General features: G+C 66.6%; 14 protein-coding genes. 6 read left to right on the top strand and 8 right to left on the bottom strand.

Annotation, left to right across the window (positions count from 1 at the left end; genetic code table 11):
* Positions 1-4: 4 nt before the first annotated feature.
* Together N7I30_RS02435 and N7I30_RS02440 are read left to right on the top strand one after the other, a co-directional pair.
* A complete protein-coding gene (locus N7I30_RS02435; protein WP_498636456.1) occupies positions 5-661 on the top strand; it encodes a glutathione S-transferase family protein in 657 nt (218 codons plus the stop codon).
* Positions 662-793: 132 nt separating this feature from the next.
* Positions 794-1,594, top strand: a complete 801-nt coding sequence (locus tag N7I30_RS02440) for a VOC family protein (protein ID WP_498636458.1) — start codon at positions 794-796, stop codon at positions 1,592-1,594.
* Between the two features lie 9 nt (positions 1,595-1,603).
* Here the strand turns inward: N7I30_RS02440 and N7I30_RS02445 are convergent, their stop codons facing one another.
* The 3 genes from N7I30_RS02445 to N7I30_RS02455 form a co-directional block, all read right to left on the bottom strand.
* On the bottom strand, positions 1,604-2,224 hold the full coding sequence (locus tag N7I30_RS02445) for a ferric reductase-like transmembrane domain-containing protein (protein WP_498636460.1): 621 nt from the start codon (positions 2,222-2,224) through the stop codon (positions 1,604-1,606).
* A 4-nt stretch (positions 2,225-2,228) separates the two neighbouring features.
* A complete protein-coding gene (locus N7I30_RS02450) occupies positions 2,229-2,699 on the bottom strand; it encodes a twin-arginine translocation pathway signal (RefSeq protein ID WP_498637104.1) in 471 nt (156 codons plus the stop codon).
* A gap of 257 nt (positions 2,700-2,956) precedes the next feature.
* Positions 2,957-3,862 (bottom strand): LysR family transcriptional regulator, encoded by a 906-nt coding sequence (locus N7I30_RS02455; RefSeq protein WP_498636462.1) that lies wholly within the window; start codon positions 3,860-3,862, stop codon positions 2,957-2,959.
* Positions 3,863-4,172: 310 nt separating this feature from the next.
* Here N7I30_RS02455 and N7I30_RS02460 point away from each other — a divergent pair, with 310 nt between their 5' ends.
* From N7I30_RS02460 to N7I30_RS02470, 3 genes are all read left to right on the top strand, one after another.
* Positions 4,173-5,129 carry a tripartite tricarboxylate transporter substrate-binding protein gene (locus N7I30_RS02460; protein WP_228239565.1) on the top strand — a complete coding sequence of 319 codons (957 nt, stop codon included), beginning with the start codon at positions 4,173-4,175 and terminating at the stop codon, positions 5,127-5,129.
* A gap of 21 nt (positions 5,130-5,150) precedes the next feature.
* Complete coding sequence (locus N7I30_RS02465; RefSeq protein ID WP_498636464.1) at positions 5,151-7,181, top strand: tripartite tricarboxylate transporter permease; 2,031 nt, start codon at positions 5,151-5,153, stop codon at positions 7,179-7,181.
* 148 nt (positions 7,182-7,329) lie between these two features.
* Complete coding sequence (locus tag N7I30_RS02470) at positions 7,330-8,403, top strand: tartrate dehydrogenase (protein WP_187390687.1); 1,074 nt, start codon at positions 7,330-7,332, stop codon at positions 8,401-8,403.
* Between the two features lie 123 nt (positions 8,404-8,526).
* Here the strand turns inward: N7I30_RS02470 and N7I30_RS02475 are convergent, their stop codons facing one another.
* Positions 8,527-9,414, bottom strand: a complete 888-nt coding sequence (locus N7I30_RS02475) for a LysR family transcriptional regulator (protein ID WP_498636466.1) — start codon at positions 9,412-9,414, stop codon at positions 8,527-8,529.
* 106 nt (positions 9,415-9,520) lie between these two features.
* On the opposite strand from N7I30_RS02475, the gene N7I30_RS02480 reads away from it, so the two are divergent.
* Positions 9,521-10,684 carry a mandelate racemase/muconate lactonizing enzyme family protein gene (locus tag N7I30_RS02480; RefSeq protein ID WP_498636468.1) on the top strand — a complete coding sequence of 388 codons (1,164 nt, stop codon included), beginning with the start codon at positions 9,521-9,523 and terminating at the stop codon, positions 10,682-10,684.
* A gap of 167 nt (positions 10,685-10,851) precedes the next feature.
* Here the strand turns inward: N7I30_RS02480 and N7I30_RS02485 are convergent, their stop codons facing one another.
* From N7I30_RS02485 to N7I30_RS02500, 4 genes are all read right to left on the bottom strand, one after another.
* Positions 10,852-11,595: an SDR family NAD(P)-dependent oxidoreductase gene (locus N7I30_RS02485; protein WP_498636470.1), complete on the bottom strand. Its 744-nt coding sequence runs from the start codon at positions 11,593-11,595 to the stop codon at positions 10,852-10,854.
* A 187-nt stretch (positions 11,596-11,782) separates the two neighbouring features.
* Positions 11,783-13,063 (bottom strand): TRAP transporter large permease, encoded by a 1,281-nt coding sequence (locus tag N7I30_RS02490; RefSeq protein ID WP_498636472.1) that lies wholly within the window; start codon positions 13,061-13,063, stop codon positions 11,783-11,785.
* Between the two features lie 2 nt (positions 13,064-13,065).
* On the bottom strand, positions 13,066-13,596 hold the full coding sequence (locus tag N7I30_RS02495) for a TRAP transporter small permease (RefSeq protein ID WP_370195472.1): 531 nt from the start codon (positions 13,594-13,596) through the stop codon (positions 13,066-13,068).
* An 83-nt stretch (positions 13,597-13,679) separates the two neighbouring features.
* Positions 13,680-14,678, bottom strand: a complete 999-nt coding sequence (locus N7I30_RS02500) for a TRAP transporter substrate-binding protein (RefSeq protein WP_498636475.1) — start codon at positions 14,676-14,678, stop codon at positions 13,680-13,682.
* Positions 14,679-14,818: the final 140 nt, after the last annotated feature.

Genomic DNA, 14,818 nt, shown 5'->3' on the forward strand with positions numbered 1-14,818 from the left:
GCCCGTGCTGACGCTCTTTTTCCACCCGTTCTCGTCCTACTGCCAGAAGGTGCTGATCGCCCTCTACGAGAATGCCACGGCCTTCGAACGCCGCATCCTCGGCCCCGACGATCCGGCGGCGATGGACGAACTGCGGGCGATGTGGCCGATCGGCAAGTTTCCCCTCCTGTTCGATGGCGGTGACACGGTCGTCGAGGCCTCGATCATCATCGAGCATCTGGGGCTTCGTCACCCCGGCCCGGTCGCCCTGCTCCCCGCCGATCCGGTCGCAGCGCTCAAGGTCCGGTTCTGGGATCGCTTCTTCGACAATTACGTCGCCACACCGCAGCAGGCGATCGTCCTCGACGCGTTGCGTCCGGACGGCAAGCGCGATCCCGAGGGCGTCCGCATCGCACGAGAGGCTCTCGACGCGGCCTATGCGTATCTCGACGGGCGGATGGCGGATCGCGACTGGGTCGCCGGCGACAGCTTCAGTCTGGCGGACTGCGCCGCCGCGCCCCAGCTCTTCTATGCCGACTGGACCCACCCGATTGCCGAGCGCTTCGCCCATGTGCGCGCCTACCGCAATCGCCTGAACGCCCGACCGTCCTTCGCCCGTTGCATCGACGAGGCCCGCCCGTACCGTCCACTCTTTCCGCTCGGGGCACCGGAGCAGGACTGATCGCCACGGCCGGAACGGGTCCGTCGCGACCGCTCTCGGCATGTACCAACGCCATCGGCCCTAGCCGGCGAGGACAGGGCATATGGGACCCTGGAAAGGCGTGCCTTTCCTATGGAGACGGAGGAGATGAGGATGGCCAACCCCGCAGGAACACCGATCTGGTACGAGCTCCTGACGCCCGACCCGGACGCGGCGCAGGACTTCTATACCCATGTCGTCGGTTGGACGATTGCGCCTTCGAACCATCCAGGGATGGATTACCGCATCATCTCGGCGCCGGACGGCGTGCCCGTCGCGGGACTTCTGAAGCAGCCGGACGGGATGACGGCCGGCCCAGTATGGTTGAGTTATCTTGCCGTTGCGGACGTCGACGCCGCGGTCGATGCCATCGAGAGGGCCGGCGGCGCAACGCATATGCCGGCGATGACGATCGACGGCGTCGGCCGCATGGCCCTGGTCGCGGACCCGCAGGGCGCGACGCTCTATGTCATGCGCGGAGAGAGCGCCGAAGACAGTCTGGCCTTCCGGCAGGCGGAGGAGGCAACGCCCGGCCATGCCGTGTGGAACGAACTTTCGGCACGAGACCCGGAAGCTGCCCTCGACTTCTACGCCGCAGCGTTTGGCTGGCGCCAGGACGGTGCGATGCCGATGGGGGAACTTGGCGACTACCGTTTCGTGTCTTGCGGAACGACGCGTCTCGGCGCCATCATGGGCGAGGTGCCGAACGGCCGCATCGGCTGGCAGTATTACTTCATGGTGCCCGACATCGATGCCGCTGAGCAGCGCCTCGCGTCGGCTGGCGGCAAGACGGTACAGGGGCCCGACGAAATCCCTGGCGGCTCGTTCTCGCTGGTCTGCGAAGATCCTCACGGCGCCCGCTTCGGGCTGGTCGGCTCCGGCGGCGCGAGCCGGAGGAAGGAGGATCCGATCTGACGAGACGGTCTATTTCAGCGAACCGAACCGCCTGAGCACTGCCCAGCTGCGCAGATCCCACAGGGCCTTGCCGGTCGCGGCTAGGACGAGCGCGGAGAGGACGACCTTCGAAACCGTGCCCATCGTGCCCTCGATCAGCAGCGCATGGACGACGCTGCCGACGACGACCACGCTCGCCAGCGCCGTATGGGCGAACCGCCAGACCGACGGTCGCAGGCGCAGCGTCCGGCGCAGGGCGGCCAGCAGGGCCGCCGCGAACAGCGCCCACATGGCGATGACGCCCCAGTCGGAAAACGGCGTCGGCGAGGTGAAGAGCAGCGCATCGACGACATCCGGCGGGCTCGTCAGCCAGAGCCCGGCCACATGGGCGACGATGGCGGCAACAAGGGCCGTCCCGACCCAGCGGTGAATGCGGCGCCCGTCCCGCATGCCGATGCCGGGCAGATAGCCGGCCGCCAGAAGCGGCTGAAGAAGGAGCAGCCCCATCGCCACGATCCCGGCAAAGCCGGCCGCGATATAGATCCCGCTGCGATAGGCGAGATACTCGCTCGTCGCCGCAATGGCGACCGGGCCGAGAACCACGACGGCCAGCGCCGACCAGCCGAGAACGGCCCGGATGGACAGCGTCATGGAGTCAGGCCGGCTGCAGGACGAAATCGGCGCTGAGGCTCGTATCCTTGGGGCTGGACATGACCGGCCGCAGGAAGACCGTCTCGAAATCGGGATCGTCATAGGCCAGATGGCCGTGCGCCTGGCCGAATGCGGGCACGATCTGCGGCATTTCCAGCCGGAACGTGCCGTCGGGACCCGTGAGCGTCGCTCCATGGCTTTCCGGATCGCGCTCGTAGGCCTCGGTCGTATGGGCCCAGATCTGGATGCGGATGCCTTCGAGCGGCGCACCGTCGCCGGCCCGGCGCACGCGGCCCGACATCCAGAAGCCGCCCTTGCCGATCCGTTCGACGACCGGCGCGCCGGGACGATAATTGTTCGAGCCGCCGCGCATGGAGGGGGTCGGCGCAAGGCCCTGTGCCCGCGCGGGAACAAGCAGGCCAGACATGCCACTTGTCACCAGGGCACCGCCGAAGGCGACGCCGGCCGCCAGCATCGTTCTGCGGTTCAGACGGGTTCGAGACAAGGCAGCCTCCCAGTCGCTTCGGCAGACGACACGGTCGTCCCTCAAGATCGCGGATCGGACGCGACCGTCCGCGGATCGCTCAACGCGGCATCGCTCACCAACGCCGCGCGTCGCCCTTGAAATGGCGACCGCGCCAGGCCGAAGCAAGTCGGCACGCTTCACAAAGCGCTGAGGTGACCTTCAGGTCGCAGGCATCATCGCCTTCCGGTCTGATCGCGCGCCCGGCCCTAGCTGCTGAATTGCAGGCTGCTGGTCTTCTGCAGGTTGGCCTGGGTGAATTCCATGAAGGCGCGGACCTTGGCGGAAACGTTGTTGCGCTCGGGATAGACGCCGTAGATGTCGGCGTCGACCTGGGCATAGCGCGGCAGCACCAGTTCCAGCTTGCCCTCGCGGATCAGCCGGACGATGTCCCATTCCGACCGCAGCATGATGCCGTGGCCGTCGATCACCCATTGCAGGGCGATCTCGCCGTCATTGCTGGACAGGCGCCCCTTCACCTTGATCGACTCGGTCAGCTGTCCGCGCTGCAGGCGCCAGACGTCGTAGATCTGGTTGTGCTGGCGCAGGACGATGCATTCGTGGTCGGTGAGATCGTGCAGCCGCTGCGGGCGGCCGTATCTCTCCAGATAGCTCGGCGCCGCGCACAGGAAGCGCCGGTTGCGATGCAGCCGGCGGCTGATCAGCCGCGAATTCGGCGGGCTGCCGAAGCGCACCGCGAAGTCGTAGCCCTCCTCGACCAAATTGATCGGCGCATCGGTCAGGACGAGCTGGGCCGAGATGTCGGGATATTCCCGCGCGAATTGCGACACGATGGGCGCGATGAACTCCCGCCCGAAGCCGAAGGTCGCGTTGATCCGCAAGAGCCCCTGCGGCTTCTCGCCGGCCGAGCGGATACGGTTTTCCAGGCTCGCAATGTCCTCGAGGATCGCGGCGCTCTCGTTCAGGAACGTCTCGCCCTCGCTCGTCAGGCTGACCCGGCGCGTCGTCCGGTTCATCAGCCGCACGCCCAGCCGGTTCTCGATCTTGGCAAGCCGCTTGCTGACACCCGAGGTCGACAGGTTCAGTTCGAGCGCCGTCTCCGAGAAGCTGGCCTTGCGGGCAAGAAGCGCGAAGAAGGCAAGGTCACTGTCCATGGATTGTGTCCGTCAGTGCAATAATCATTTTCCATATTCGATATTATCCCTTCTCCATCATCAATTACAGTGACCGTGATCGAAGCGACAGGAGGGTCGTCGATCGACAGGTCCGGCTTGCCGGGCCGGCCCGGTGGAGGAGCGGGTCGAGGAGAGAGGGACGCGGTGCACGGCGCCGCCCCGAATCCCGCAGCTCCATCGCAACAGTCCATCGCTGGCGTCGCGGGCATAAAGCCGCGCCGACGGTGCCAACGCTTCGACGAGCGCAGGCGATGAGCGCCGGTGCTCCATTTCGAATTGGGAGGTTCTCATGAAGTTCACCGCGATCGCACTCGCACTGCTCGCCAGCACGGCTACGGCCAGTTTCGCCCAGACCGCCGGCGACTATCCGACCAAGCAGGTCGACTACATCATCCCCTTCAATGCCGGCGGCGAATCCGACGTGTCGGCGCGCTTCCAGCAGGCGAGCTGGGAGAAGATGTTCGACCAGCAGCTGATCATCCAGTACATGGCCGGCGCCGGCGGCGCCCAGGCCTGGTCGCAGCTCAACGGCCTGCCCGACGACGGCTACACCATCATGGGGATCAACCTGCCGCACACGGTGCTGCAGCCGATGGAGAAGGACATCGGCTACAAGACCGAGGACCTGACCCCGGTCAATTACTTCCACTACACGCCCGACGCGATCTTCGTGCCGAAGGACAGCGAGTTCCAGACGCTCCAGGACCTGATGGACTACGCCAAGGAAAACCCGGGCATGGTCACCTTCAGCGGCTCGGGCTCGAACTCGTCCAACAACCTCGCCCAGGCCCGCTTCGACGGCCTGACCGGCCTGACCACGACCTATATCCCGTTCTCGGGCACCGGCCCGGCGGTCACCGCCGTCCTCGGCAGCCAGACCATGGCCGGCTTCAACTACGCCACGTCGGGCGTCAATCAGGGCGACGCCCTGCGCATGCTGGCCGTCGCCTCCGAAGAGCGCCTGCCGGTCTTCCCGGACGTGCCGACCTTCACCGAGCTCGGCATCGATCTGGTCGGCGGCGCCTATCGCGGCGTCGCGGTGCCGAAATCGACCTCCGAGGAGATGCGCAAGGCCGTCTCGGACGCCGTCTCCAAGGTCAATGCCGACCCGGACTTCGTCAAGAAAATGGAAGATGGCGGCTTCGTCCTAACCGACATCCCCTACGAGAAGATGCAGGACTTCGTCGCCGAGAAGACCGAGGAATACGCGGCCGGCGCCGAACAGCTCGGCATCGTGAAGAAATAACGGATCGGGCCAGGCCACCCCATGCAGCTCTTCGAGTACTTCCTCGACGCACTCACGCCGCTCAATCTGCTCCTCGCCCTCGTCGGCGTGGTGCTCGGCACGGTGATCGGCGCCCTTCCGGGCCTGTCAGCGACCATGGCGGTGGCCGTCCTCGTCCCCTTCACCTTCACGATGGATCCCGCCTCGGGGCTGATCGCCCTGGGCGCCATCTACACCGGCGCGATCTATGGCGGCTCCTACGCCGCAATCCTGGTCAACACGCCGGGCACGCCGTCGGCGATCGCCACGACCTTCGACGGCTACCCCATGGCAAAGAAGGGTGACGGCGGCCTCGCCGTCACCCTCGCCACCCTCGCTTCGGTCTTCGGCGGTCTCGTCGGTGGCCTGTTCCTGCTGTTCCTGTCGCCGCCCCTCGCCCGCGTGGCGCTGGCCTTCGGTCCGCCGGAATATTTCTGGCTGGCGATCTTCGGCCTGACGCTCATCTCGGCGCTGTCCGTCGGCAACACCATCAAGGGCCTCATCGGCGCCTGCCTCGGCCTGCTCATGTCGATGATCGGCGTCGCCGTGGTCGGCGGCGACATCCGCTACACAATGGGCACCAACGTGCTCCTGGGCGGCATCGACATCACCTCGGCGCTGATCGGCCTCTATTGCGTGCCCGTCGTCATCGACCTCGTGGCGACCCGTGCCCAGCACCTGACCGTCGAGGACGATCTGAAGGGCATTCGCCTCAGCGAAGCCCTGTCGATCAGCTGGGCGCGCAAGTTCAATGTCGTCCGCAGCTCGGTCATCGGCACGGTGATCGGCATCCTGCCCGGCGCCGGCGGCTCGATCGCCGGCCTCGTCTCCTATTCGGAAGCCCGGCGCGCCTCCAAACATCCCGAGCGCTTCGGCCAGGGCGAGCCGGACGGCGTCATCGCCACGGAGTCTGCCAACAATGCCACGGTGGGCGGCGGCTTCATCCCGACGCTGGTGCTGGGCATTCCCGGCACCCCGCCCGATGCCATCATCCTCGGCGCGCTGCTCGTCCAGGGCATCAAGATCGGCCCGACGCTGTTCACCGCCCAGGGCAACATCGTCTACACCTTCATCTTCGGCCTGCTGATCGCCACCGTGCTGATGCTGCCGGCGGGCCTCCTGATCGGCAAATATGCCTATCGCTCGATCATCGCGATCCCCAAGCCGCTGCTGGTGCCGACCGTCGCCTTCCTGACGATCATCGGCAGCTTCGCGATCCACAGCAACCTGCACGACACCCAGACCATGTTCGTCCTGGGCATCCTCGCCTGGATCCTCAACCGCTTCGGCTTCACCCCGTCGCCGATCGTGCTGGGCCTGGTCCTCGGCCAGATCGCGGAACAGGGCTTCGTCCAGAGCTATCTCATCGGCAATGCCCAGCAGGCCGTCCTCGGCATCTTCTTCGGCCGCCCGATCAGCATCGCGATCATCGCCGGTGCCCTCCTGACGCTGCTCTACCCGCTGCTGTCCTCGTATCTGGCGAAGCGTCGCACCCTGAAGACGGTACCGGTGGATGCCGTGGAAGACGCCGCCCCGGTGCAGACCGTCTGGCGCGACGTTCCGAGCATGGCCTTTGGCGGCCTCTTCGCGGCGATCGGCATCGCCGCCGTCATCGGCACCGGCGACATGACCCCGATGGGCTCGGTGTTCCCGACGACCATCGCGGCGGCGCTGGCAGTCCTGTCGCTCATGCTGATCGTCCAGCACATGCGCCGGCCGGTGGCGCCCTCTATCGCAGAGGGCGGCATCGATGCCGACGGCGCGGCGCTGAAGCCCGCGCGCGAGCCGGTGGGCTGGCGCCGCATCGCCGCGACGGTCGCCATCGGCATCTGGATCGCAGCGATGCCGCTGCTCGGCTTCACCGCCGCCGGGCTTCTCGGTTTCGCCCTCCTGATCGCGGTGGCGTCCTGGGAAACCCCGAACGGGCGCACGATGGCAATCTACGCCGCGGTTTCGGTGGCCATCGTCCTCGGCTTCTACCTGTTGATGGCCAACGTCCTGCTGATCCGCATGCCACAGGGACTGTTCTTCTAAGGGCTGGCAACGCGGCGCCGGCATCCCGCGAACGGCGGCTGCGGCCGCCGGCCGGAGACCTGCGCCGCCGCGCCAGCGTGACACCCCAACCCGACGCGGGCTCAAGCGAGCGCCGCGACCCGATCCATCAGACGAAAGGGATCCTCCCATGAAGCACTACAACATCGCCGCGATTCCCGCCGACGGCATCGGACCGGAGGTCATCGCTGCCGGGCTGCAGGCGCTCGAGGCGCTGGCGCGCCGCGACGGCAGCTTCCAGATCGACGTCACCAGCTTCGACTGGGGCTCGGACTATTACCGCAAGCACGGCGTCATGATGCCGGCCGACGGCACCGACCAGCTCAAGCCTTTCGACGCGATCTTCTTCGGCGCGGTCGGCGCGCCGGACGTGCCGGACCACATCACCCTGTGGGGCCTGCGCCTGCCCATCTGCCAGGGCTTCGACCAGTACGCCAATGTCCGGCCGACCAAGATCCTGCCGGGCATCAGCTCGCCGCTCGCGGGTGTCGGCCCGGGCGATCTCGACTGGGTGATCGTGCGCGAGAATTCCGAGGGCGAATATTCCGGCCATGGCGGCCGCGCCCACAAGGGCCTGCCGGAAGAGGTCGGCACCGAGGTGGCGATCTTCACCCGGGTCGGCGTCACCCGCATCATGCGCTACGCCTTCAAGCTGGCCCAGTCGCGCCCGCGCAAGCTGCTCACCGTGGTCACCAAGTCGAATGCCCAGCGGCATGGCATGGTGATGTGGGACGAGATCGCCGCCGAGGTCGCGACGGAATTCCCGGAAGTGACCTGGGACAAGATGCTGGTCGACGCGATGACCGTGCGCATGACGCTGAAGCCCCAGAGCATCGACACGGTCGTCGCGACCAATCTGCACGCCGACATCCTGTCCGATCTTGCCGGCGCGCTGGCCGGCAGCCTCGGCGTCGCGCCCACCGCCAACATCGACCCGGAGCGCCGCTTCCCCTCGATGTTCGAGCCGATCCACGGCTCGGCCTTCGACATCACCGGCAAGGGCATCGCCAATCCGGTGGCGACCTTCTGGACCGGTGCGCAGATGCTCGACCATCTCGGCGAGAATGCCGCCGCCGCCCGGCTGATGCAGGCCGTCGAGAAGGTCACCGGCGAGGGCATCAAGACCCCCGATGTCGGCGGCACGGCCACCACGCAGGAGGTGACGGACGCGGTCTGCGAGGCCATCCGCGCCTCCAACATCTGAGGGCGGCGAACCTCAAGCGTCTCGGGGGGGCGACCCGTGCGTTGCCGCGCCGAGACGATCGTTACGGGAAGGCGGCGACCGCTGCCCCCTTCCCGTCCTGTCCCGATGCGACAGGCAGCACCATCAGGGCAGCGCCGCCCAGGCCGCCTCGATCGTCGCCCCCTGCCGGCCCTTGTGCCGGTAGAGCCGGATCTCGATCGGGATCGGCACGGCGTCCGACGCGACGCGAACCAGCGTTCCCGCCTCCAGACTGTCTTCGGCAAGGGTCATGGGCAGCCACGCCAGCCCCTCGCCAGACCGCGCCATCGTCAGAAGCGTCGCGGCGAGATGCGACGTGAACACTTGTTCGATCCGGCCGGCCGAACGCTCCTTGCGCCAGACGGCCGCGATGATCCGGCCGAGGCCGGACGGCTCGCTGTAGCCGAGGTAAGGCGCCGGGCACCCGGCATCGAGCGACCAGAGCGGCTTGCCCTCGCCATCCGGGGCGCTGACGAGGACGAGGCTGTCCGACCCGACGACCATGCTGTCGAACTGACCCGGCTCGAACTGGCTGCGCATGGCCGGGTGATGATGACAAAGCATCAGCGACGCCTCGCCCCGCAGCATGATCTCTTCACAGGCCATCATGCTGTCGGAGACGAGGTTGAGATTGCCGCGCCCGAACAGCGCCTCGTTGCCCCGGATCCAGCGCGGGAAGAAGGTGAAGGACAGAGCGTGCGTCGCCGCGATCGTCAGGACACCGGCGTCGATGCCGGCCGCAGCCCGCGTTTCCTGCCGCAGTCGCTGGATATCCCGGCTCAGCATCGCCGCCTGCGCTTGGAAGACGGTGCCGGCCGCCGTCATCGCGACATTGTGCGTCGTGCGGGTGAACAGGGGCGTGCCGACCCAGGTCTCGAGGGCCCGGATGCGGCGGCTGAAGGCCGGCTGCGTGATGTGCCGCCGTTCCGCCGCGCGTGAAAAGTTCAGCTCGGATGCGAGGACAAGAAAGTCATCGAGCCAGATCGTCTCCATCGGCAATGCCCAATCGGTATGACCACAGACCGATCTAGCATTGGCCTTTGCCCCCGGCCAGCGCTACCGACGGTCCAGCCGAACACGCCAGAACCGGAGCTTTGCCATGCGTATCGTCGACGTCGTCGAGGTCACCAAGCCGATCGCCTCGCCGATCCGCAACGCCTATATCGACTTCACCAAGATGACGACGAGCCTCGTCGCCGTCGTCACCGACGTGGTGCGCGACGGCCGCCGCGTGGTGGGCTACGGCTTCAACTCGAATGGCCGCTACGGCCAGGGCGGCCTGATCCGCGAGCGGTTCCGCGATCGCATCCTCGAGGCCGACGGCGCGTCGCTGATGAACGACGCAGGGACCAATCTCGATCCGCACCGCATCTGGGCGACGATGATGATGAACGAGAAGCCGGGGGGCCACGGCGAGCGGTCCGTCGCGGTCGGCACGGTCGACATGGCGGTCTGGGACGCGGTCGCCAAGATCGCCGGCAAGCCGCTGTTCCGGATGCTGGCCGAGGAGAAGGGCCGCGAGGCCGATCCGCGCGTCTTCGTCTACGCGGCCGGCGGCTATTATTATCCCGGCAAGGACAATTCGGCGCTGCGCAGGGAAATGCGCAGCTATCTCGATCGCGGCTACACGGTCGTGAAGATGAAGATCGGCGGCGCCTCGCTGGACGAGGATCGCGGCCGCATCGAATCCGTCCTCGAAGAGCTCGGATCGCAGGCGCGCCTCGCCGTCGACGCCAATGGCCGCTTCGACCTGGAGACGGGCATCGCCTACGCCAAGATGCTGCGGGAGTATCCGCTGTTCTGGTACGAGGAGGCCGGCGATCCGCTGGACTATTCGCTGCAGGCGGCGCTGGCGGAGTTCTATCCGGGACCGATGGCAACCGGCGAGAACCTCTTCTCGCACCAGGATGCGCGCAATCTCCTGCGCTATGGCGGCCTGCGCCCGGATCGCGACTGGCTGCAGTTCGACTGCGCCCTCTCCTACGGCCTCGTCGAATACCAGCGCACGCTCGAGGTCCTCGCCCAGTTCGGCTGGTCGCCCTCGCGCTGCATTCCGCATGGCGGGCACCAGATGTCGCTGAACATCGCCGCCGGCCTCGGCCTCGGCGGAAATGAGAGCTACCCGGACCTCTTCCAGCCCTATGGCGGCTTCCCGGATGGTGTGACGGTGGAGGACAGCCACATCGTCATGCCCGAACTCCCGGGCATCGGCTTCGAGGGCAAGTCCGATCTCATCAAGGTCATGCGCGACCTGGCGGAGTAAGGCCGAAGGGCGGGAAGGCATGCAGCTTGTCGGCCGTTCGTTGGGAACGCTGCGTCTGCCGTGCCTTCCCCGCGTTTTCAGGCACCGCTGGGGGCGATGCCATGGGTCCGGGGTCCGGTCGCGCGCATGGGGGTTGCTCGCGGGCCCGGCCCCCGGTTCCGGCCAACTCAGCTGAAGAGCATGCCGCCGTTGATGTCGACATTCGCGCCCGTGACGAAGGACGCCTCGTCGCTGGCGAGGAAACAGACCATGTTGGCGACGTCTTCCGACCGGCCCTGGCGCTTCAGCGGGGTTGCAGCCTCGACGTTCTTGCGCACTTCGGGCTTGGTGAAGATGTTGTGGAAGTCGGTGTCGATCATGCCGGGGCACAGCGCGTTGACGCGAATGTCCGGGCCGAGTTCCTTGGCGAGGCCGCGGGTCATCGCCATGATGGCGCCCTTGGAGGTGGCGTAGGCGACCGCCCCCGGTCCGCCGCCGTCGCGGCCTGCCTGGCTCGCGATGTTGACGATGGCGCCCTTGCTCATGTGGGCGAGAACCGCCTTGGTCATCAGGAAGGTGCTGGTGACGTTCAGGTCCATGACGGCCTGCCAATGTTCGAGCGGCATCTCGCCGAAGGTCTTGCGGGCGATCAGGCCGCCGGTGTTGTTCACCAGGATGTCGACCGTGCCGTAGGTCTCGACCGCCTTGGCCACCAGCGCGTCGACGCCGTCCGGCTTGCTCAGGTCGCCCTGCACCGCGATCGCCTGACCGCCGGCAGCCGTGATCGCGTCCACCGTGGCATGGGCGCGGTCGGCGCTGGCGAAATAGTTGATGACGACGTTGGCCCCTTCCCGGGCCAGTCGGATCGCGCAGGCGCTGCCGATATCCCGGCCGCCGCCCGTCACGATTGCTGTCTTGCCACTCAGTGTCATCTTATCTTCCTTCTGTTCGTGCTGCGTGCAGCGATGTGTTCGTTGAACCGAACCGGCGCCGGGGCGCCCGGCACGAGGGGTTTCTCATACGCCGTTCGCGCTGGCGTCTGACGGGCGATCAGCCCCCGCATCCCGCGACCGCGAGACCCCGGCGCCGACAGGTCTGTCGGCCCGGAGCTGCGCCTCGTCAGTTGAGCAGCGAGGGAAGCCAGAGCGAGATGCCCGGCACGTAGGTCACCAGCAGCAGGGCGGCGAGAATGGCGAGGTAGAAGGGCCCGATCGTCCGCATGGCCGCTTCCAGCTTGATCCGCCCGACCGCGCAGCCGACGAACAGGCAGGTTCCCACCGGCGGCGTGCAGAGCCCCAGGCCGAGATTGATCAGCATCATGATGCCGAACTGCGTCGGGTCCATGCCGAGGCCCTTGGCGATCGGCAGGAAGATCGGCGTGCAGATCAGGATCAGCGCGGCCATGTCCATGATCATGCCGAGAACCAGCAGGATCACGTTGATCATCAGGAGGATCATGATCGGGTTGTCGGAGATCGAGACCAGCAGCATGCTGAGCTTGGTGGGCACCTGGTAGAGCGCCAGGAGATAGGCGAAGGAGCTGGCGAAGGCGATCAGGATCATCACCATGGCGGTCGTGCGAACGGCACTTGCGAGGGCGATGAGGAAGGAATTCAGCGTCAGGCTGCGATAGTAGAAGGCCGTCAGGAGGACCGCATAGATCGCGCCGAAAGCGCCGGATTCGGTGACCGTGAAGACGCCCGAGAGCGTTCCGCCGACGATGATGACCGCCGTCATGAAGCCGGGAATGGCATCGGCCGCCGTCCGGCCGACGACGCCCCAGCCCGGAAACGGCTCGGCCGGGTAATTGTGCTTCACAGAGATGATGTAGGCGGCCACCGCAAGGCAAACGCACATCAGGATGCCCGGCAGGACGCCGGCAAGAAACAGGCCCGAGACGGAGATGCCGCCGCCGGCCGCCACGGCGAAGATGATCATGTTGTGGCTGGGCGGAATGACGATCCCGGCGATAGACGACGTCACCGTCACGTTGACCGCGAAATCGGGCCGGTAGCCGCGCTCCTTCATCACCGGGATCAGCAGCGAACCGAGGGCCGAGATATCCGCCACGGCCGAGCCGGAGATGCCGCCGAACAGCATCGAGGAGAAGATGTTGACCATGGCCAGGCCACCGCGCAGATGGCCGACGATCGCCGAGGCGAGCTTCACCAGCCGGCTGGCGATCCCGCCATGCAGCATGATCTCGCCGGCGAAGACGAAGAAGGGAATGGCCAGGAGCGAGAAGACGGAGACGCCGGCGGTTGCCCGCTGGAACGTGATCAGCGTCGGGAAACCCTCGTACCAGAAGGCCGCGGCCGCCGCGATGCCCATGGCGAAGGCGACCGGCGCGCCGATGATCACTCCGGCGCCGAAGACGCCGAGCAGAATGGCAAGTCCCACGTTCAGAGATCCTTGAGTTCGGCTTCGGGATTCCAGTCCCGGAAGGACAGGATCCGCAGAAGTCCGCGGGCGCCGGAGAACAGCATGACGAGGCCGCCGCAGGAGGTGATGGCCAGCGTGCGGAAGCTCTCCGGTATCCGCAGCATCGGAAGCAGCGTGTCCCAGCCGAACTGCATCAGCGTGATCCCGGCGACGAGCATCGTCGCGCCGAAGGCGGCCAGGCAGACATCGATGGCGATCATCACGATCTTGCGGGCCGTCGGCGGCAGCATGTCGCGAAACAGCGTGACCCCGATGTGGGTGTCTTCCTGGACCCCGACCGCTGCGCCCAGGAACGCGATGTAGCAGATGAGCAGAAGCGCCAGCTGCTCCACCCATGTCGGCGTGACGTTCAGGACATAGCGGCCGAAGACGAGCCATCCGAAACTCGCGATGAGCAGCGCCAGGGCGGCTGTCGCGACGATCATGCAGGCCTTGCGCAGGTGCTCGAGCGTGCGCCGGAGCGTCAGAACGGGGAATGAGGATGGCGTCATGGCTGCCTCGGACGATGCGGGCCGCAGGGCGGCCGCTCCGCCTCCGCAGGGAGACGAAGCGGCCTATTCGACCTTGAGGGAGCTCAGTCCGCTTCGCGGATCATGTTGACGAGGTCGGTCATGCCCGGATTGTCGGCGAGATACGCCTCATAGACCGGCGCCATCGCGTCCTGGAACGCATCCTTGTCGGCGATGGTGTTCACCTCGGTGCCGCCCGCCTTCACCGTTTCCAGGCTGGCCGCCTCGCGCTCGTCCCAGAGCTTGCGCTCCATGGCGGCGCTGCTGCGGCCGGCCGCCATGACGATCTCCTGCTGCTCGGGCGTCAGCTTGTCCCAGGCCTTCAGGCTCATGCACAGGCATTCGGGAATGATCAGATGCTCGGTCAGCGAGTAGTATTTGGCGACTTCGTAATGGTTCGTGGATTCGTAGGATGGCGGATTGTTCTCCGCCCCGTCCACGACGCCGGTCTTGATCGACTGGTAGACCTCCGCGAAGGCCATGGGCGTGGCGTTGCCGTCCATTGCCTCGACCATCTTGACGAAGAGGTCGTTGCTCATCACCCGGACCTTCAGGCCCTCGACATCGGACGGTGCGTTGATCGGCTTCACCGAATTGTAGAATGACCGGGCGCCCGCGGAGTACCAGCCGAGCGGCACGATGCCCTTGGCCTTCATTCCCTCGCCTATGGCGTCGCCGACCTCGCCGTCCATCAGCTCGTACATCTGCGGCACGCTCTTGAAGATGAACGGCAGGGCCGTGACGTTCGCTTCCGGCACCGCCTGTCCCATGGGGCCGAGATTGAATTCGCCGAAATCGATCACCCCGAGCCGGACCTGCTCGATCGCGTCGGGCTGATCGCCCAGGACGCCGTTGTGATAGATCTTGGAGGTGACCTCGCCGCCCGTCTTCTCGGCGACTTCCGCGGCAAACGCCTCCATGGCGATCGAGACGGGATAGTCCTCCACATGGATGTTCCAGCCGCGCAGTTCGGCGGCCGAGGCGGCCCCGCCCAGCGTGGCGAACGCCATCAGCGCGGTCAGCGCGGTTCCGGCGGCAGCGCGGCGGCGCAGTGTCTGGGTCACGGTCACGTTTCCTCCCTGTTGGTTCGGATTCCGCGACCGCAAGGCCTCCACCACGCCGGTCCGCGAAACGTCTTCGACCATGCTCAGCGATGGCCTGCGCCAACTTGTATACTAGTCGACGACCTGTTTGTGAAGCGCAA

Origin of the sequence: Aurantimonas litoralis (assembly GCF_026153195.1) — a bacterium.
Lineage (GTDB): Bacteria > Pseudomonadota > Alphaproteobacteria > Rhizobiales > Rhizobiaceae > Aurantimonas > Aurantimonas coralicida.